Consider the following 18,774-nt stretch of genomic DNA (forward strand, 5'->3'; position numbering starts at 1 on the left):
TCTGGTTTATACAAAAATAAAGATTTAATTGATAATTTAAATAATTTGTATAAAAAAAGAACCTCATTTTAAGTAAAAATGAGGTTCTAGTTTATTAGGTTGACTATTTAAGTCAGTTATTAACCGTAGTTAAATTACTTATTTAAGAACAAAATATTAATTAGCCAAATATCATTAAAAATACAATATATAATTGTTTTATGAAAATATCTTATTCACAAGATATTAACATTTATTTTTAATTTTATTTAAGAACCACACATTTCACAATCATCAGGATTGTTTTGAGAGGCAATTAACATTGCTTTAAGTTCTTCTGGACTAAGTGGCGCGTCTTCTGCTTTCTTTTCCTTAGAAACTGTAAATTGTATTGCATTTACAGCACTTTTAGTACGTAAATAGTACATTCCAGTTTTTAATCCGCTTTTCCAAGCATAAAAGTGCATAGATGTAAGTTTAGAATAATTAGCATCTTGCATAAATAAGTTTAAAGATTGCGATTGATCTATAAAGTAACCTCTTTGTCGAGACATATCTATAATATCTTTCATACTCATTTCCCAAACGGTTTTATACAAATCTTTTAATTCTTGAGGAATTACATCTATATGTTGAATAGAACCATTAGCACGCATAATATTTTCTTTCATTTCATTATTCCACAAGCCTAATTCTACTAGATCTTCTAACAAGTGTTTGTTTACAATAATATATTCACCACTTAAAACTCTTCGGGTGTAAATATTAGAAGTGTAAGGTTCAAAAGCTTCGTTATTTCCTAATATTTGAGAAGTAGAAGCTGTTGGCATTGGAGCTACTAATAAAGAGTTTCTAACACCATTTTCCAATACTTCTTTGCGCAATGCTTTCCAATCCCAGCGTCCACTTAAATCATCTTCAGAAATACCCCACAAATTAAATTGAAATTCTCCTTTAGACATTGGAGAGCCTTCGTATGTAGAGTATGGTTCTTTTGCTTTTGCAATTTCCATAGAAGAGGTTACTGCGGCAAAGTATATAGTTTCAAAAATTTCTTCGTTTAATTTTTTTGCTTCATCACTGGTAAAAGGCATACGTAACATAATAAAAGCATCGGCTAAGCCTTGAATTCCTAAGCCAATTGGTCTGTGGCGGAAGTTTGAATTTTCAGCCTCTTTTACAGGGTAGTAATTGCGGTCTATAACTGTATCTAAATTACGTGTAATTTTTTTAGTTACTTTAAAAAGTTTTTGATGGTTGAAGAATTTTTCACCGTTTTTATTTTCTTCAATAAACATTGGAATTGCAATAGATGCTAAATTACAAACAGCAACTTCGTCTTTTGCGGTATATTCCATTATTTCGGTACATAAATTTGAAGAACGAATGGTTCCTAAATTCTTTTGATTTGATTTTCTATTGGCTGCATCTTTATACAGCATATATGGATTTCCAGTTTCAATTTGAGCTTCTAAAATCTTTTCCCAAAGTTCTCTAGCTTTAATTGTTTTTCTTCCTTTTCCTACTTTTTCGTAGCCTGTATATAGTTTTTCAAATTCATCTCCATAGGTGTCAAATAAGTGTGGACATTCATTTGGGCACATTAAGGTCCAATCTCCATTTTCTTCAACACGTTTCATAAATAAATCTGGAATCCACATGGCATAAAACAGGTCTCTTGCACGTTTTTCTTCTGCTCCAGTATTTTTACGAAGGTCTAAAAAGTCGAAAACATCGGCGTGCCAAGGTTCCATATAAATAGCAAAAGAACCTTTACGTTTTCCACCACCTTGGTCTACATAACGCGCTGTATCATTATAAACTTTTAACATTGGTACAATTCCATTAGAAGTTCCATTGGTACCTCTAATATAAGATCCAGTTGCACGTACATTATGAATAGACAAACCAATTCCACCAGCAGATTGCGAAATTTTAGCGGTTTGTTTTAAGGTGTCGTAAATTCCATCAATACTATCGTCTTGTATTTGTAATAAGAAACAAGAAGACATTTGAGGTTTTGGTGTTCCTGAGTTGAAAAGAGTAGGTGTTGCGTGTGTAAATATCTTTTTAGACATTAACTCGTAAGTTTCTATAGCCTCATCAATATCATTTTGATGAATACCAATAGCAACACGCATTAACATATGTTGCGGACGTTCTGCAATTTGTCCGTTTAATTTTAGTAAATAAGAGCGTTCTAATGTTTTAAATCCAAAATAATCATAGCCAAAATCTCTGTTGTAAATTATTGTTGAATCTAGTTTTGCAGCATTATCCATAATTACCTTATACGTTTCGTCAGATAATAAAGGAGCCTTTTTTCCAGTTCTAGGATTTACATAATTGTATAAATCCGTCATCACCTCAGAAAAAGTTTTTTTGGTATTTTTATGTAGGTTAGAAACTGCAATTCTAGCAGCTAAACGCGCATAATCTGGGTGTTGTACAGTCATTGTAGCAGCAGTTTCAGCGGCTAAATTATCGAGTTCGGAAGTAGTAACACCATCGTAAAGGCCTTCAATAACACGCATAGCAACCTTAACAGGGTCTACTAAGCTGTTTAAGCCATAACACATTTTTCTTACTCTTGCTGTAATTTTATCGAACATTACAGGTTCTTTTCTTCCATCTCTTTTTAGTACAAACATATTTTTGTTTTTAGTAGTTGCTAACTGGTTATTGGTGCCAGGTATCACTTATTTTAATAATAAAGAATTGCTTTTAGTTAAAAGCTTATTGCCGTTTTAAAAGTCGGCATCGAAACTGATACTTCCAGTTCCACCAGATTTTACTCCTGCTTTTTGATAATCTGAAACGCGTTTTTCAAAGAAGTTAGTTTTACCTTCTAAGGAAATCATTTCCATAAAATCAAATGGGTTTGTTGAATTGTAAACTTTTTCACAACCAAATTCTAGAAGTAATCTATCTGTTACAAATTCTAAATACTGGGTCATTAATTTAGCATTCATTCCAATTAAGCTAACAGGAAGTGATTCGGTTATAAATACACGTTCTATATCAAGCGCATCAACTAATATTTCTGTAATACGCTCTTTTGGTACTTTTTGTACAATGTGGTTGTTGTGTAAGTGCACTGCAAAATCACAATGTAAACCTTCATCTCTAGAAATTAATTCGTTAGAAAAAGTTAAACCTGGTAATAATCCACGTTTTTTTAACCAAAAAATTGAACAAAAACTTCCAGAGAAGAAAATACCTTCAACAGCTGCAAAAGCAATTAAACGTTCTGCAAAACTTGGACTTTCAATCCATTTTAAAGCCCAATCAGCTTTTAATTTTATAGCAGGGAATACTTCAATAGCTTTAAATAAATCGTCTTTTTCAGCTTCGTTTTTAACATAGGTGTCTATTAATAATGAATATACTTCAGAGTGTATATTTTCCATCATAATTTGAAAACCATAAAAGAATTTTGCTTCAGAATATTGAACTTCACTTACAAAGTTTTCAGCTAAATTTTCATTAACAATTCCATCTGATGCAGCAAAAAATGCTAAAATGTGTTTAATAAAATAACGTTCGTCGTCATTTAATTTATTTTCCCAATCTATTACATCTTGATGTAAATCAATTTCTTCTGCAGTCCAAATACTTGCTTCTTGTTTTTTATACCATTCCCAAATATCTTGGTGTTGAATAGGAAAAATTACAAATCGGTCTTTGTTTTCTTGCAAAATAGGTTCGATAAACGACATTATAAGTGTTTTTTTTAGGATTGTTAAATTAAGCTTGATTTTCGTAAAAACGAGAGAAACAAAGATTAGAAAAAAACAAACAAAAAAAAAGGGCACTTATTCACATTTACAAGTAAGTTTTTAACATTTTACGAGTTTTTTAATAAACGATTAATTAGTATTAAATATTGATTATCAGTTAAATATAAGTGTTGATACTTGGTCGCTAGTTGATTTTATTAGAGTTTCTTAAAAATGCTATTATTAAAAAAAGAGCACAACAAATTGTACTCTTTTTTTAAAATAATTTTGTCCCGTCCTGAAATAGCGATACACTAAAACACAAGTGTAATGAAAACATCAGACAAATCAGGTGCAGCAAAGCGAACTCAAAAAGATTACTCGCTTTCTTTTAAACTTCAATTAGTTGAAGAAGTAGAACAAGGATTTTTAACAAAAACCCAAGCCAAGCGTAAATATGGTATTCAGGGAGACGCTACAGTAACCAAATGGTTGCAAAAATATGGTAACTTTGATTGGGAAAACCAAGTTCCAAAAACGATGTCAAAAACTCCAGAACAAAAAATACTTGAGCTTGAAGCTAAAATAAAGCTCCTTGAAAAACAGAAAGCTAGAGCTGAACATCTAGCAGAACGTGCTGATAAAAAGGTTATTATTTTCGATATGCTTGTTGATATGGCAGAAAAGGAATATGATATTCAAATAAGAAAAAATTACACACCCGACTTATCAACATCTTCAAAGAAGAATATAAAGAAACTTTAGTTTCTACCTGTGATTTGCTCGGGGTAAACAGACAGGTTTACTATAGATCCATAAAATCAAGACTTCATAAACAAACTGTAGCACAAAAAGTTATCGTTTTGGTTCGTGATATTCGGATGCTAATGCCAAGATTGGGTGGTAAGAAATTATACTTTCTGTTAAAGGATAAATTATCACTATTAAAAGTAGGAAGAGATAAATTGTTTAGAATACTAAAAGCTAACCATATGTTAATAATACCTAAAAGAAGCTACCACATAACTACAGACTCTCATCATAGATTTAGAAAGCACAGAAACCTTGTCAGCTCAATGGATATAGAAGGGCCTGAATCAGTTTGGGTGAGTGATATTACATATATCGGAACGAGAACCAACCCTTCGTATCTGGCATTAATCACAGATGCTTATTCTAAAAAGATTGTAGGATATGATGTGTCAAAATCTTTATCAATGGATGGTTCATTGAGGGCATTGGAAATGGCTATAAATAATAGAAAATACAAAGAAAGTCCATTAATACATCACTCTGATAGAGGGTTGCAATATTGCTCGAATGAATATCAAAGACTATTAGAAAACAATGAGATTAAGCCTAGTATGACTGAAAAATATGATCCATATGAAAATGCAGTTGCAGAGCGAATAAATGGAATTTTAAAACAGGAATTTAGTGTAGCACAGAAGATTCAAGATTTTAAAGTAAAGGAGAAACTGGTCAAAAATGCAATAGAAATATACAACAATATAAGACCTCATTTATCTAACGAAATGCTAACACCAATACAAATGCACGCACAAAAAAAAATTAAACCAAAACAATACAAATCAAAAAAGCTGAACAATGATGTCATTATTCAGCTTTAATTTTTAACTTTTACCCTTTAATAATCTGTATCGGTTATTTAGGACTAGACATTTTTTAGTAGTTTTTAATATTTATTGTTAATTTAAGTAGTTTTATTTTAAAAAATAATGCTGAATTACACTAAATATTTAATTGTATGTTGTGTTTTTTAAAATATTATTTTTCTTCTCTAAATTCAACAGTTTCAATCATATAACTAAAGACATTATCAAGCACCTTAACATCCTCTTCTAACATAGCAGGAGAAGTTGTTGCTTGATCTATATAAAACATAACCGTTGTTTTATGGTGAGGAACAATATATGCAAGTGTATAGAAATCAGTTGAATCGTCCCAATTGTAAGACACAAAAACCCTTTTGCATGTTTTACCTCCTATTATTACATCGCTGTATTCTTGAATCACGTTATCTTTGCTTAGCCAATGACTTAAAAAACCCCGACTTTTAAAACCTTCAAGAACATTATTAATATCACTTTTATCTTCAATAGCCTTAAATATATTAGACATCAACTGTTTATCATTTACAAATACCTGAGAGCCTTTATACTTAATGTTTCTTATAATCTCCCCAGCATCGTTCTCGTTGCTAGATGATTTCCATTTCCCAAATCCGTTACCCTCGAAAGGCATTTGAATAGAAGCAAATGCATATAGATTCTCAACTTTTGTGAAAGTAACACCTTTAGGAGGTATTGGTTTAGCTTTGGTTACTTCTGTTGTTTTTGTTGTGGTTGCACATGAGCCTAAAAAGGCTACTGTTATTAATAAATATACTATACGTTTCATAATTTTAAGTTTTATTTATTCTACTTCAATTTCAATTTTTATTTTACCCAAAGCATTTTTTGTGTCTTCAGATCCATTTTTAAGTAAATAGTATTCATAGGTATGAAACTGATTTTCTAAAGCCGCACCAGTGATTCTTTTAGTGAAAGGTGAATCTATGGAGGTACCTGCATACATACCTGCATCTTCCCCATCTCGTTGGGTAAGTATCCAAGCACCTGCTGCATTTACCATATTGGCATCAAAACTGATTTCGACATATAAATCTTCTCCTTGTTTAACTTTAACTTTAGTTGTGGTAGGTTGTTCTAATTTAAATTTATAATCTACTTTATAATTAGGATCTTTCATTTTTAAACGTAGGATACCTTCTTCTGAAATGATGGCATATTCTATATAAGAAACTTTGTTTTTATCATCTACTATTAATATATATCCGTATAAATCGTCAAAACGTTTTTCTCTAACAAAAAACCACATATTGTCTTTTTTATAAAACGTTTTTAGTTCAATACCAAATTGACTAACAGGAGCAATGTCATCTAATACATTCTGAAACAATCTGGCATCATCTTCGGTTTCTATTGTATATTTTTCTTGTAAACTATTTAAAAATATTGGCATTTCTAATAATCCATCAACTGAAGATTTTATGTATTCATTGTTGTTAGAAATTAACATAAAAGGAATGTTATTCGTCCAGCTATTACCTGGTTCACCTTCGGTAATTTTTAAGTTGCATTTGTTTAGAGAAATAGTAGAAATTTTATTTAGTGAATGAAAATCAAGAGGAGTAACCTCAAATTCGTAGTTAACATGCGCTAACAAATAATTATGCATAAAGTCATTATCTTTTGTTGAAATACTAGCTTCAGAATTTGTAGAGTCTATGTTTTCTCCTGCTTGTAAAAGTGTTTCAGGTAAGGTTTTTTTCAATTCATCTTGATAAATTATTGATAAGATTTGACCTTTATTATCTGTGGTAACTATATATGCTTTAATGTCATCAAAAAATTTATCTCTAATAAAATACCAGGTATTCTCTTCAGTAAAAAAACCTAAGCCGCGTTGAAAATCTAATAACTTTAATACGGATTGAAAAGCAACTCCGTCATTTTCAGTAATAAGTTTAAACTTTTTTGATTTTATACTTTCCAAAAACTCACTTGAAGCCAACATATCGTTTCTATCTTTAAAAGCAATCAGTTTACCTTCGGTTTTTATAAAATACTGTAATTGTATTATGTTATGCCCATCGTGATGATTGGTGCTAAAGAGTAATTCACTCTGAAAAATATCTGACGCTACTATATTTTGAGAAGTTTTGCTTATTAGTATAGTATTTTTGTTTAGTAAAGTACTTTCTAAATAGTCTTTAATTTTTGCTTGTTCTGCATTATTTTGACTAAAAGCAGTGATATTTACAAATGCAAAAAATAATATGAATAGAGTTCTCATTTTATTAAGTTTTCATTTAATTTCTTTTAATACATACACCTTTGTATTTCCGAAAGGAGTTGGTGCGTCTTTTACGCTAACTACTTTAGCAAAAACGCCGGGTTTATTATTTACCATCCAATATTGAACTTTACTATTGAATCTACCAAAGCCTTCAACAAGAGTACATTCAAAAGTACCTGCTGGAGTTGCTATGGTTTCGGTTCCAACTACCTTATAAATATCTAAATTGTCTTGAGGGAAAAACATAAAATCGTATTCATATTCTGTTAAGTTGTTTATTAAAATCGGATCTTCCATCATATCTATATAATCGTTTTGAAAATAAGAGTATGATCTAACATCAATAGTTTGCTCGGCTTCATTGTAGTTTATTTTTTCACTTACAATCCAAGCTTCAGCTTCTTGTTCATCAGGGAAACTGGTTATATTGTAAACTAGTTCGGTATAATTTTTTAAGAAATTTACTATGGTTTCTATGGTCCAAGGTAATTTTGCTTCGGCTTCTTCATAATTAAAATTTCCTTCTTCATCGTACATATCATCACTTTTAAAAGGAAGTATTGGTTTTTCCATAGTTACTTTAGCTGGAGGGTTCATTTTAGCTAATTTGCTAAAGGTCCAAATTGCGCTTTCTTTTTTATAAACTAATTTAGATTTTGTTATCTTTAGAATCTCTGCATTACCTCTAAAGTCTTTGTCCAAATCACTTGCCATTATAATTGCTTGTTGTTCTTTATTGTATTTCCAAGAACCAACATCAATAGTTTTGGAGTTAGCATCTCTTGCTAGTTTAAAAACCCCATTTTCTACAAAAATAAATACCAGTTTAATTTTTGTTTCAGTTTGTCCATTTGCTTCAATTTGAGTTAATTGCCAATTCCCAATTATTTTGGATTCTTGAGCTTTTAAAGAAATACCACAAATGATAATTATAAACGCAGTTATTAAATTTTTCATAATTTTTATTTTAATGTTTTCTAATGAATTTTTTAATTTTTAGTGTTTTTGATCTACTTGGTTTTAATAAAAAAACACTAATGTTGTTTTGCGGAATTATAGTGGTTTTTTTATACTTAAAATCAAGTTCTGTATTGGTTGATTTTTTATAAGTGATATTATCCATATTTACCGTGGAGCTATCTTTAATTTTGTAAGAATCTCGGGCGTCTAACTCAAAACCATTGTTATTATAGAGTTTATATTTAATGGTTATTTGAGCTGTATCTATATTTAAAATTTGAAGTTTTCCAACAGCTCGTTTTGTGGTGACAAACAATAAAATATCGTTTTTTCTAACGTTAAAACCATTGATGTTATCTGCCTGAAATAGTACATCTTGTCGGCCATCAAATAATGCTACAATTTTTTGATTGTTTAAAGATTGATATAGCCTTTCGCGTTTTAACCAAATAGGATTGAACAGTGCTTTATTTATTGCTGAAATAGTATCAATTTTTACGGCTATTTTTGCGCTTTCAATAGTGTTTCTTGGGCCATTTGAACCTTTTGTAGAAAAACTCTCATCTTTTAATACCAATCCTTTCCAAGCATAAATATCCTGATAGTTACTGATGTTATAATAATCGGCTTCTTTTCCTAGTATTTCTTTGGTTCCCGTCTTTTCAGCACCCATATACAATGTTTCAATCCAAGAGCCTGTAACTTGATAATATTGAAAGTGTTCTCTGCATTTTATACGTAAATAGTAGGGATCATCACTAATTTTATTTTCTTCAAAATTGAAATAATAACGATGTTCATCAACCCACAAGCGTTCTGCTATTTTTACTTTTTCAGGAAGCAATTCTCCACCAAATTTTGAAACTTGATATATTTCTTCAAAAGCAATATCTCCGTATTTGTCCCAATAATAAATAACTTGTTCGGCCACATAAGGAACTTGTTTGCTACCGCTAGTTTCAACACCATTTTTATAGGAATAACTTGAAACGGTAGAATATTTCAATTTTTCATAAGTAATTTTTCCCGATTTTACTTTGTAAGGTTTAAAATCTTGCGCTTGTATTACTACTGTAATAAAAATTGATAAAAACAGTATAAAATTTTTCATAGCAATTTCTTTTTCTTTTTCAACTAAATTTTCTCAATATTCAAGAGTGTTTATTATTCAAATAAGTTGTTTAATAAACCGCTAGTTTGTTCTTTATTGCTGTTTGTTCCTCCTGGAGATAATTGGTTAATTAATTTACTAATTGGCATAGATTGTAGCCAAACTTTTCCAGTTCCTTGAAGTGTTGCTAAAAACAAACCTTCACCACCAAACACCATAGATTTTAAATTTCCTGCACGTTGTATACTAAAGTCTATTCCTTCTTGAAAACCAACTACACAACCGGTATCAACACGTAGTGTTTCGTTGTTTAATTCGTGTTCAATAAGTGTTCCACCAGCGTGAATAAACGCAAGGCCATCACCTTGTAGTTTTTGTAAAATAAAACCTTCGCCCCCAAAAAATCCTGCACCTAATTTCTGATTAAAGTGCATGCTTAATTTTGTGCCTAAAGCAGCACATAAAAATGCATCGCGTTGCACAATTACAGAGCCTCCAATTTTTGGTAAATCAACAGGGATAATTGTTCCTGGGTAAGGAGCTGCAAAAGCCACGTGGCTTTTACCTGAACCTTGATGTGTAAAATGTGTGATAAAAATGGATTCGCCAGTTATTTTTCTTGACGCTGCTGAAAGTAATTTCCCAAAAAGTCCTTTTTCTGGTTCGGAACCATCTCCCATTTTTGTCATAAAATCAACGCCTTCTTTCATATAAAGCATGGCGCCAGCTTCAGCAATTACGGTTTCTTGTGGGTCTAGTTCAATTTCTACATATTGAATATCGTGCCCTTTTATTTTATAATCTATTTCGTGTGATTTCATATTGTTTATATTTAATTTTTACTACTTATTAAAAGTGCTATAATTAACACTAGTGCTTTTTTTACCAATTGCCACATCATTAATATTCCAAAAAAACCAAATAACCAAGGAATGTATTTAACGAGATAGGTTAAAAAGTCAGCACCAGGTTCTAATACGGCATTATTAGGAAATTCGGGATCGTAATAAACGTTCACTTGTGTGTCAACAGGATAGGTTTTTAAAGTCTCTTTTACTTCTCGAATACTACTTGTTGATGCTCCACTACTTGATAATGATATTCTGTCTCCAACGTATGATTTGTTAGCAACCGTATAATTGTAATTAATTGTTGAGGCGTACATATTATTTCCATCGTTATTGGTGTGTTGTGAAATGTCAGAAAACGTGATTACCCCTAAAGTAGTTGGCCAATTTTTAGATGCTTCTGCCTCTTCAACCATTGGAGCACTGAATTGATTATAAACAAACCAGCTAATACCAATAAATATAATTCCCATAATAAATGTGGTGAAGGGAGATTTAATTTGGCTTTTCATAATACCATTTTTTAGAATTAATTTCCTTTTCTCATTTTCACCATTTTCTGAATCATGTCATAGGTTTTACGTAATTCTTCTTCACTCATATTTTGCATTTCTTCATCAGATTCATCTGCTAATGATATTTTTTTCCATTCTTCAAAAGACATTTTACTTAGCATATCCATTTTCTCGTCTATGTCTTCCATATCATCCATATTAAAATTCATATCTTCATTATCAAAAAAGCTTTCTTCCTTTTTTATTGGAAAATCAGGAAGTTTAAAATGTTTATCAGGGACAGCTATATTAAATTCAATTTTTGTTGCTTTTTTTGAAGTTGTAACTCCCATAACAGTAGTCTCAATTTTAAGTGTAATATGTTTATGCACCCATTGTTTTACTCCCATAGCTTCCCAAATTTCACATGGATAGCCCATATAATTTTCTTCGCCAATTTTTTTACCTCCTAGGTCTTTTATCATTTCTTTTCCTGCGTCTCCAGCATCAGAGTCTGGATGAAATGCAGTTATCATGTCAATAGGGATAGAACGCCTTGCTGTTATTTCTTTTCTGTTAAAATCTACTGTATACCATTGACCATTATCTAATTTGTTTATAGTGTGTTTGGTGGTTGTTTCTTCTTTTGTTTTTCCAAATATTTTAATATGGGTTGTTTCAGATGATTTTTCATCTTTTAATTCTATTGCACCCCAATCTTTAAAATATATTATTTCAGTTCCTATTCCTGTCATTGTGCTTCCTAATACTTTACCTGAAATAGTAGAAGTAAAATGAATAATTCCAGATTCTACTTGATAGCGTTTTAGTTTATTTTGTTCGGTTTTAATTGATAAACTATCAGCAGGTTTATTTTCGTTTCCTTTGCAACTTATAGTTACTATAAATAATGCGAGTATGATGCTTAGTTTTTTCATTTTTTTATGATTTTATATTATTTAAGGACTTTCAAAATTGTGGTTTCATACGGGTAAAGTGTTTCGCCACCATTTCTAAAATCTGCTTTATCGCGTTCTACACCTTCATTTCCGGAGTCTAAATCGCAAGTAAAAGTTCCTCGGATTTCTAAATTATTAGATTCACTATGAACGGATCCATCGTAATTGTATGTCACATATTTAATGGTAAGTTTATTATTGTCGTTTTTATCAATATCTAGAATCTGCATTTTACCCATATTGCCATCTGAAGTTGCATAAATTATAACAGTGCCTGGTCCGTTTACAATACCGGTATTATTTGACATTGGAATATTAAAACTATCTGGGAGCGATTCTAACTTTGCTCCAATTGTTTTTTTATCTAGCTGATCAAAATTAGAATTTCCATTATTGCTATTTGAATTGTTAGAACTTGAATTAGAATTTCCAGAAAATTTCACAAATTCTACTCTTCTGTTATTGGCTTTTCCTTCTGGGGTGCTGTTATTATCTATTGGTTTAGATTCTCCAAAACCATCAAATTTAAGTCTGTTTGAAGCAATTCCCATTTCTATTAATTTATCCATCACAGATTTTCCTCTGGCTTTAGATAATGTCATATTTGTGTCGTCTCCACCATCGCTGTCTGTATGACCTTCAACACTAAAATTGATTTCAGGATTTTTTCGCATTAAATCGTAGATTTCATTAATTGGCCCCATACTTTCGGCTTTTAATGTGGCTTTGTTTACATCGAATTTAATTCCGTTTACTACAATTTTTCCTTCTGATAAAAATCTGTCGTAGTATTTTACACCACCTTTAGCGATACGGACATTTTTGACATATTGATGTACTTTATCTGCAGAATAGCCATCCATATTTAATGTAATTCCTGTAGGGTTAAAACCTATATGCGGTATATTTATTAATCTTTCGTCATTTAAATATATTTTAAGTTTGTCTTTTGTAACGGCAACTGAAAAATGACGCCACCCACCTTTTGATAGGCTTTTTGAATAAGGGCCTGAACTTTCATCATAGGCAATACTCTTTGAATAGAAATATATACTATGTCCAATAGACCTCTGGTTTTTATCATCATAGAATTGGAAAAATAGTCTGTGGGGATTTTCTGGTTGAAAATAAGCATCTAACTCAACAGTAAAAACTTCTGGAAGATAATCTTCTTTCGAATTTTTTAAGTAAGGCACAATAGTTCCTCCATTTGGGAATATGACAACTTTTTCTCCATCAACTTCTGCTATTTCTGCATTTCCATCAGCTAAATCCCATTTACTTGGAAACTCTCCATTTTCTTCATCGGTACTTGGGCTGTCTTCAAAAATTACAGTGTCTCCTGGTACAAAATCAAACTTACTCCAAACTACGTTTGGTTTATTTACTGTAGTTCCATTTTGTTGTGAAGTATCTTGGTTATTAGGATTGTTGGCTTGTGTGTTTTGGTTGGTATTTTCATTTCCTTTCTCATTATTAGTGCCGTTTTTAGTTTTACCATCTAATACATCTTCAGCCTTATCAAATTGTTTGTCAATTTTTTTATTCATTCGGCGTTCAGCACGTTTTTCGGCTTCTTGTTCAATTTTCTTTTCAGCTTTTTCTTTTAGCTTTTTTAAAAATTGCGCTTCTACTTGATGTGGGATTAAAAATAATAATCCAAAAATCAATAAAATTTTAGTGAGTAATAGTTGCTTGCTTTTCATTTTTAGTAATTTTTTAATTATAGTATAAAATTACTTTAACAAACTATTTTGGCATTCATTTGTTTAAGTGATAAAGCTCACCCTTTGGGGTGATTTTACAACTAGAAGGTTAATAAAATAGGAGTTTTTTTAGATGCCAATCTTTTTTAAAGCTTGAATTCTGTTTTTAACGTCAAGTTTTAAATAGATGTTTTTTATGTGTGTTTTTACAGTGTTTTGAGAGACGAAAAGTTTTTCGGCAATTTCAATATTTGAATACCCTTTTGAAATAAGCGTTAAAACTTCAATTTCTCTTTTAGATAAATCAAATTCGCTATATTTTTCTATAAAAGATTGTTTTGAAGCTTCAGTTTTAGTTTCAACTTTATTTTTTAATAGGTTAATTTGATTCAGATAATTTTGTAGTTCTGAGTTTTTTTGCTGTATTTCTAAATCAGAATTTTTTCTGTAAAGATTTAATAGATACAATAAACCAAAAATACCTAATAAAGCAATTGACGAAATAATAATTAGTCTATTGAATGATGCTTTGGCTTTATTCTTACTTTTTTCATTTTCTAAAGCCAATTGTTGTATTTGTTGATCTTTTTTAGCAGTTTCATATTCAATTTGCGTACTTATAATGTTTCTTTGTGAAGATTCATTTAAAATACTATCTTGAAAAGTTGATGCAATTTTTTGTGCTTCTAGCGCTTTTTCAAAGTTTTTTGTAAGTGTAAAATATTCTACTAAAGCTTGATAGCCCAATGTTATATTTTCTTTAGATTTTATAATTTGTGCATTATTTAGTCCTAATATTATGTTTTCTTTTGCATTTTTATAATCGCCTAAGTTTAATTGGTTTTTACCAATATTTATTAAGGTGTTGCTTAAGTATCTAATATTGTTAGACTTTGTAAATGAAGGTATTGCTTCTTTGTAGGATGCTGTAGATTTATTGTAATCTCCTTTTTTTTGGAATAATAATCCTAATAAATTATAGCGTATAGCTTCGCTAGATTTATGGTTGTGTTTAATTGTTAATTGTAATGCTTTATCTATATAGTAATAAGCAGAGTCGTATTCTTTTTGATATAAGTATGCTTCTCCAATATTTGATAAACTATACTCTTGACCTTTAATGTTTTCGTTTTTAAAATCTAAGGCATATACTTTTTTAAAGTAATATAATGCCTTATCGTATTCTTTAGTTTCAATAAAAACATTTCCAATTCCATTTAAAGCAATTGTAATACTTCTTTCGTGATTTATTTTTTCTGAAAAATCTAATGCTTGAAAATAATATTTAAAGGCTTCTTTTTCTAGATTTAACTTCCTGTAGCTTACTCCTAAATTATTTAAACATTTTATAATTAGTAAAGTGTCAGAAGCTTTATTTAAATAATTGAGAGCTCTTTTATGGTAAGTTACAGATTTGCTAAAGTTGTTACTGTAACGTGCAACCAAGCCTCTTCTGTCATAACTTTCACCCAAGCCTTTTAAATACAGTAGTTCTTCTGAAACTTTAATTGCTTCATCTAAAATTGCTTCGTTGGTAAGTTTGTTTCTATGGGCCGTTTTATAAAGTTCAATTAAAGCATCAACTTTTTCTGTAGTATTGTGTTTTACTTTTAACTCAATAAAAGTACTATCTATTGTTTTTGAAGTTAACTTTTGAGCAAGACCATTTTGGATACTAAAAATTATAATAAGTATATAAAAATAGTTGCTAGTTTTAAACATGGTTTAAAATCTGAATAATTGCCTTTTTGTAAAATTACAAAAAGGCATACCCGTCTATGGAACTTAAGTTACATATAGATTAGAATTTGTGATTTTCTGCCACTTTTTCTAATTCAGCATACCAATCTTTTCCAAATTTTCTAATTAAAGCTTCTTTTACAAATTTATATACAGGTACTTGAAGTTCTTTTCCAAGCGTACAAGCATCATCACAAATAGGCCATTTATGATAATTTACTGCGGAAAACTCGCTGTAATTCATAATTCTAACTGGATATAAATGGCAAGAAATAGGTTTTTTCCATTTAATTAAACCTTGATTGTAAGCTTCTTCGATTCCGCATTTAGCAGTATTATTGTCATCAAAAGTTACAAAAGCACAATCTTTACCATCTATTAAGGTTGTTTCATACTCCCCTTCATTGGTAATAAATAAACCTTGATCTTCAATAGCTTTTATGCCTTCTTCGCGTAAAAAAGGTTTAACTTTTGGATAAATATCCAATAAAATTTGAAGTTCACTTTCTTCTAATGGTGCTCCAGCTTCACCATCTATACAACACTTGCCCTTGCAAGCATTTAAATTGCAAACAAAATCTTTTTCGATAATGTCTTCTGAGACTATTGTTTTTCCTAATTGAAACATTTTGCAAAACTAAACTTTTTTATGCTAAATTTGTTATTATTATTAAAGGATTATCTACTTTTGCCGACCCTTAATTTAAATGGTATTGATATGTTAATTAATTTTAAAGAAATACTTACTGCAACTATGGTATTATTTGCGGTTATAGATGTAATTGGAAATATTCCAATTATTATTGATTTACGTGCAAAATTTGGACAAATTCAATCTGAAAAAGCTTCTATTATTGCGGGTGTAATAATGATTGCCTTTTTATATTTAGGAACAAGTATTCTAAATTTAATTGGAATTGATGTTAATTCTTTTGCTGTTGCAGGTGCCTTAATTTTATTTTTTATTGCATTAGAGATGATTTTAGGTGTTTCGCTTTATAAAGAAGAAGAAACAAATGCAAGAACAATTTCTGTTTTTCCATTAGCATTTCCTTTAATTGCAGGCCCTGGAAGTTTAACAACCTTACTTTCTTTACGTTCCGAATTTGCTACTGTTAATATTTTAATTGCAATAATTATTAATTTGTTTTTTATGTATACTGTGCTTAAGACTTCTAATAAACTAGGTAAATTTATTGGCGATAATGGTATTTTAATTATTAGAAAAGTTTTTGGAGTAATTTTACTAGCTATTTCGGTAAAATTATTTACTTCAAACATTCAAGATTTAATGTCTTTAAATTTATAGTATGAAATATTTCGATGTTTTAATTATTGGTGGAAGTGCAGCAGGTTTATCTAGTGCCTTAATTTTAGGTTCTGCAATAAAAAAACCGTTTGCTGAAGGAAAAAAAATAGGAATTATAACGCATCAAAAAACTTCTGCATTAAATAATGCTGAGTTAAATAATGTATTAGGTTTTGATAAAGGAACCAAAGGAGGTGCTATTCTTAAAAAAGGATTATTGCAATTAGCAGAAGATTTTCCTCATATCGAACAAATAGAAAAAGAAAAAGTGGTTTCTGTAACTGGTTCTACACCTAATTTTATAGTTAAAACCAATAAAAATGAATATAGTGCAGCTATAATTGTTATGGCAATTGGACCTTCAAATTTATTTAATATTGAAGGTTTAACAGAGTATGTAACGCCACATACAAGTATTCCTCCACAAAAAGAGAAAATAATGCTAAAAAACAACAATCATTTAGTTAAAGATGGACTTTATGTGGCAGGTGTTTTGGCAGGTTGGAGAAGTCAATACGCAATAGCTGCAGGGAGTGGAGCTTTAGTTGCTACAGATATTTTAACTTTATGGAATAACGGAAACCACACTATGGTTCACGATGTTATTGAGTAAAAGTATTGTATATAAAAAACGCTATTATTTTATAAGATAATAGCGTTTTTAAATAATTTATTTTTTTACTGCTGTTTTAAAAGTCAAAACCTAAATTAACACCTAAGTTTTTTGCAATTAGCATTGTAATTCTTGTTTTTAGTTGAGGTATTTTAATTTTTTCAACTACTTCATTTCCAAAGGCAAATAATAATAAAGCTTTAGCTTCTTTTTTAGGAATACCTCTAGATTGCATATAAAATAGTGCACTTTCGTCTAATTGACCAATAGTACAACCGTGAGAACATTTTACATCATCAGCAAAAATTTCTAATTGAGGTTTTGCATTAATACTAGCCCCATCATCAATTATAATATTGTTGTTTTGTTGAAAAGCATTTGTTTTTTGTGCAGCTTGTTGCACAATTACTTTTCCATTAAATACACCTGTAGATTTATCGGCATAAATTCCTTTATATAATTCGTGACTTTCACAATTAGGGAATTTATGATTAACCAAAGTGTGGTTATCTACATGTTGTTTATTATTTAGAATTGAGATACCGTTTAAATTAGATGTAATATATTCACCTTCTTGATGAAACTCTAAATTATTTCTCGTTAATTTTCCTCCAAAAGAATATGTATGAACAGAGGCAACACTTTGTTGTTTTTGTGAAACAAAAGTACTGTCGATTAATGATGAATTTTCGGTGTCATTTTGAATTTTGTAAAAATCTATAATAGCACGTTTATGAGCGAAAATTTCTGTAACAGCATTAGTAAGTACAGTATTTTTTGATAGGTTTTGATGGCGTTCAATAATTTGGACATGAGAATTTTCTCCAACAACTATTAAGTTTCTAGGGTTAAGCATTACTTCTGCTTCACTTCCTGTAGAGAAATGTAAAATTTGTATAGGTTTTGGTACAACGGTGTTTTTTGGAATATTAATAAAAGCTCCTTCAACCGAAAAAGCAGTATTTAATTCTGTTAAACTATTGCTTTTTTTTGCAATGGTATTGAAATAATTATCTACTACCATTTTATATTTTGGACGCGTAAAGGCAGAAGATAATACACAAACATCGCATTCATCGTGTGTTGTGTTTGATAAAAAAGAGCTAAAAACACCATCAATAAAAACTAAAGTATAAGACTCTATTTCGTTTATTGAATATTCTCTTACATGTTTAAATTCAACAGCTTTTTTTGTTTCAGGAAAAAGGCTGTAGTCGTTTTTTAATAACGAGTTTAAGCTTGTATATTTCCATTCTTCATCTTTTTTAGTTGGAAAACCTTTTTTTTCGAAATTATGAATAGCTTTGGTTCTAATATTATGTGATTTAGAATCTAAATCTAATCCACCTTTATTTTCAAATGCTAAGAATGAAGAAACTAATTTTTCTTTTAAATCCATTGTGATGTGAGTTTTCAGTTTTCAGTGCCAATTTTTCAGTTTTAACTGTTTATTG

General features: G+C 30.0%; 17 protein-coding genes. 4 read left to right on the top strand and 13 right to left on the bottom strand.

Going from position 1 to position 18,774, the window contains the following annotated elements; translation table 11 throughout:
* Positions 1 to 248: 248 nt before the first annotated feature.
* Both MHL31_RS12100 and MHL31_RS12105 read right to left on the bottom strand, forming a co-directional pair.
* Positions 249 to 2,630: a ribonucleoside-diphosphate reductase subunit alpha gene (locus MHL31_RS12100; RefSeq protein ID WP_240226212.1), complete on the bottom strand. Its 2,382-nt coding sequence runs from the start codon at positions 2,628 to 2,630 to the stop codon at positions 249 to 251.
* A 96-nt stretch (positions 2,631 to 2,726) separates the two neighbouring features.
* On the bottom strand, positions 2,727 to 3,698 hold the full coding sequence (locus MHL31_RS12105) for a ribonucleotide-diphosphate reductase subunit beta (protein ID WP_240226213.1): 972 nt from the start codon (positions 3,696 to 3,698) through the stop codon (positions 2,727 to 2,729).
* A gap of 330 nt (positions 3,699 to 4,028) precedes the next feature.
* Here MHL31_RS12105 and MHL31_RS12110 point away from each other — a divergent pair, with 330 nt between their 5' ends.
* The gene (locus MHL31_RS12110) at positions 4,029 to 4,463 is read left to right on the top strand and encodes a hypothetical protein (RefSeq protein ID WP_240225903.1); all 435 of its coding nucleotides are present in this window, start codon (positions 4,029 to 4,031) and stop codon (positions 4,461 to 4,463) included.
* 14 nt (positions 4,464 to 4,477) lie between these two features.
* Complete coding sequence (locus tag MHL31_RS12115) at positions 4,478 to 5,329, top strand: IS3 family transposase (RefSeq protein ID WP_240226214.1); 852 nt, start codon at positions 4,478 to 4,480, stop codon at positions 5,327 to 5,329.
* 157 nt (positions 5,330 to 5,486) lie between these two features.
* Here the strand turns inward: MHL31_RS12115 and MHL31_RS12120 are convergent, their stop codons facing one another.
* From MHL31_RS12120 to MHL31_RS12170, 10 genes are all read right to left on the bottom strand, one after another.
* Complete coding sequence (locus MHL31_RS12120; RefSeq protein ID WP_240226215.1) at positions 5,487 to 6,119, bottom strand: hypothetical protein; 633 nt, start codon at positions 6,117 to 6,119, stop codon at positions 5,487 to 5,489.
* Between the two features lie 15 nt (positions 6,120 to 6,134).
* Positions 6,135 to 7,577: a hypothetical protein gene (locus MHL31_RS12125; protein ID WP_240226216.1), complete on the bottom strand. Its 1,443-nt coding sequence runs from the start codon at positions 7,575 to 7,577 to the stop codon at positions 6,135 to 6,137.
* Between the two features lie 12 nt (positions 7,578 to 7,589).
* A complete protein-coding gene (locus MHL31_RS12130) occupies positions 7,590 to 8,537 on the bottom strand; it encodes a hypothetical protein (RefSeq protein WP_240226217.1) in 948 nt (315 codons plus the stop codon).
* Positions 8,538 to 8,547: 10 nt separating this feature from the next.
* Positions 8,548 to 9,651, bottom strand: coding sequence for a hypothetical protein (locus tag MHL31_RS12135; RefSeq protein ID WP_240226218.1), 1,104 nt, complete (start codon positions 9,649 to 9,651; stop codon positions 8,548 to 8,550).
* A 53-nt stretch (positions 9,652 to 9,704) separates the two neighbouring features.
* The gene (locus tag MHL31_RS12140; RefSeq protein WP_240226219.1) at positions 9,705 to 10,472 is read right to left on the bottom strand and encodes a TIGR00266 family protein; all 768 of its coding nucleotides are present in this window, start codon (positions 10,470 to 10,472) and stop codon (positions 9,705 to 9,707) included.
* An 11-nt stretch (positions 10,473 to 10,483) separates the two neighbouring features.
* Positions 10,484 to 11,011, bottom strand: a complete 528-nt coding sequence (locus MHL31_RS12145; RefSeq protein WP_240226220.1) for a DUF3592 domain-containing protein — start codon at positions 11,009 to 11,011, stop codon at positions 10,484 to 10,486.
* Between the two features lie 17 nt (positions 11,012 to 11,028).
* Positions 11,029 to 11,931, bottom strand: a complete 903-nt coding sequence (locus MHL31_RS12150; protein ID WP_240226221.1) for a hypothetical protein — start codon at positions 11,929 to 11,931, stop codon at positions 11,029 to 11,031.
* A 17-nt stretch (positions 11,932 to 11,948) separates the two neighbouring features.
* Positions 11,949 to 13,658, bottom strand: coding sequence for an OmpA family protein (locus MHL31_RS12155; RefSeq protein ID WP_240226222.1), 1,710 nt, complete (start codon positions 13,656 to 13,658; stop codon positions 11,949 to 11,951).
* A 129-nt stretch (positions 13,659 to 13,787) separates the two neighbouring features.
* Positions 13,788 to 15,380 carry a helix-turn-helix transcriptional regulator gene (locus MHL31_RS16300; RefSeq protein WP_305802693.1) on the bottom strand — a complete coding sequence of 531 codons (1,593 nt, stop codon included), beginning with the start codon at positions 15,378 to 15,380 and terminating at the stop codon, positions 13,788 to 13,790.
* A 79-nt stretch (positions 15,381 to 15,459) separates the two neighbouring features.
* Positions 15,460 to 16,026 (bottom strand): DUF3109 family protein, encoded by a 567-nt coding sequence (locus MHL31_RS12170; protein WP_240226223.1) that lies wholly within the window; start codon positions 16,024 to 16,026, stop codon positions 15,460 to 15,462.
* A gap of 90 nt (positions 16,027 to 16,116) precedes the next feature.
* Here MHL31_RS12170 and MHL31_RS12175 point away from each other — a divergent pair, with 90 nt between their 5' ends.
* On the top strand, positions 16,117 to 16,707 hold the full coding sequence (locus tag MHL31_RS12175) for a MarC family protein (RefSeq protein WP_240226224.1): 591 nt from the start codon (positions 16,117 to 16,119) through the stop codon (positions 16,705 to 16,707).
* A gap of 1 nt (position 16,708) precedes the next feature.
* Complete coding sequence (locus MHL31_RS12180; RefSeq protein WP_240226225.1) at positions 16,709 to 17,320, top strand: FAD-dependent oxidoreductase; 612 nt, start codon at positions 16,709 to 16,711, stop codon at positions 17,318 to 17,320.
* A 76-nt stretch (positions 17,321 to 17,396) separates the two neighbouring features.
* On the opposite strand, the gene sufD is transcribed toward MHL31_RS12180, so the two are convergent.
* Positions 17,397 to 18,719 (bottom strand): Fe-S cluster assembly protein SufD, encoded by a 1,323-nt coding sequence (gene sufD, locus MHL31_RS12185; RefSeq protein WP_240226226.1) that lies wholly within the window; start codon positions 18,717 to 18,719, stop codon positions 17,397 to 17,399.
* Between the last annotated feature and the right edge of the window lie 55 nt (positions 18,720 to 18,774).

Origin of the sequence: Lutibacter sp. A80, assembly GCF_022429645.1 — a bacterium.
GTDB lineage: Bacteria > Bacteroidota > Bacteroidia > Flavobacteriales > Flavobacteriaceae > Lutibacter.

What these genes read in the sequence shown, in the direction of transcription:
- MHL31_RS12100 (WP_240226212.1), bottom strand. Translation starts at nt 2,630, where the DNA reads ATGTTTGTACTAAAAAGAGATGGAAGAAAAGAACCTGTAATGTTCGAT.
- MHL31_RS12105 (WP_240226213.1), bottom strand. Translation starts at nt 3,698, where the DNA reads ATGTCGTTTATCGAACCTATTTTGCAAGAAAACAAAGACCGATTTGTA.
- MHL31_RS12110 (WP_240225903.1), top strand. Translation starts at nt 4,029, where the DNA reads ATGAAAACATCAGACAAATCAGGTGCAGCAAAGCGAACTCAAAAAGAT.
- MHL31_RS12120 (WP_240226215.1), bottom strand. Translation starts at nt 6,119, where the DNA reads ATGAAACGTATAGTATATTTATTAATAACAGTAGCCTTTTTAGGCTCA.
- MHL31_RS12125 (WP_240226216.1), bottom strand. Translation starts at nt 7,577, where the DNA reads ATGAGAACTCTATTCATATTATTTTTTGCATTTGTAAATATCACTGCT.
- MHL31_RS12130 (WP_240226217.1), bottom strand. Translation starts at nt 8,537, where the DNA reads ATGAAAAATTTAATAACTGCGTTTATAATTATCATTTGTGGTATTTCT.
- MHL31_RS12135 (WP_240226218.1), bottom strand. Translation starts at nt 9,651, where the DNA reads ATGAAAAATTTTATACTGTTTTTATCAATTTTTATTACAGTAGTAATA.
- MHL31_RS12140 (WP_240226219.1), bottom strand. Translation starts at nt 10,472, where the DNA reads ATGAAATCACACGAAATAGATTATAAAATAAAAGGGCACGATATTCAA.
- MHL31_RS12145 (WP_240226220.1), bottom strand. Translation starts at nt 11,011, where the DNA reads ATGAAAAGCCAAATTAAATCTCCCTTCACCACATTTATTATGGGAATT.
- MHL31_RS12150 (WP_240226221.1), bottom strand. Translation starts at nt 11,931, where the DNA reads ATGAAAAAACTAAGCATCATACTCGCATTATTTATAGTAACTATAAGT.
- MHL31_RS12155 (WP_240226222.1), bottom strand. Translation starts at nt 13,658, where the DNA reads ATGAAAAGCAAGCAACTATTACTCACTAAAATTTTATTGATTTTTGGA.
- MHL31_RS16300 (WP_305802693.1), bottom strand. Translation starts at nt 15,380, where the DNA reads ATGTTTAAAACTAGCAACTATTTTTATATACTTATTATAATTTTTAGT.
- MHL31_RS12170 (WP_240226223.1), bottom strand. Translation starts at nt 16,026, where the DNA reads ATGTTTCAATTAGGAAAAACAATAGTCTCAGAAGACATTATCGAAAAA.
- MHL31_RS12175 (WP_240226224.1), top strand. Translation starts at nt 16,117, where the DNA reads ATGTTAATTAATTTTAAAGAAATACTTACTGCAACTATGGTATTATTT.
- MHL31_RS12180 (WP_240226225.1), top strand. Translation starts at nt 16,709, where the DNA reads ATGAAATATTTCGATGTTTTAATTATTGGTGGAAGTGCAGCAGGTTTA.
- sufD (WP_240226226.1), bottom strand. Translation starts at nt 18,719, where the DNA reads ATGGATTTAAAAGAAAAATTAGTTTCTTCATTCTTAGCATTTGAAAAT.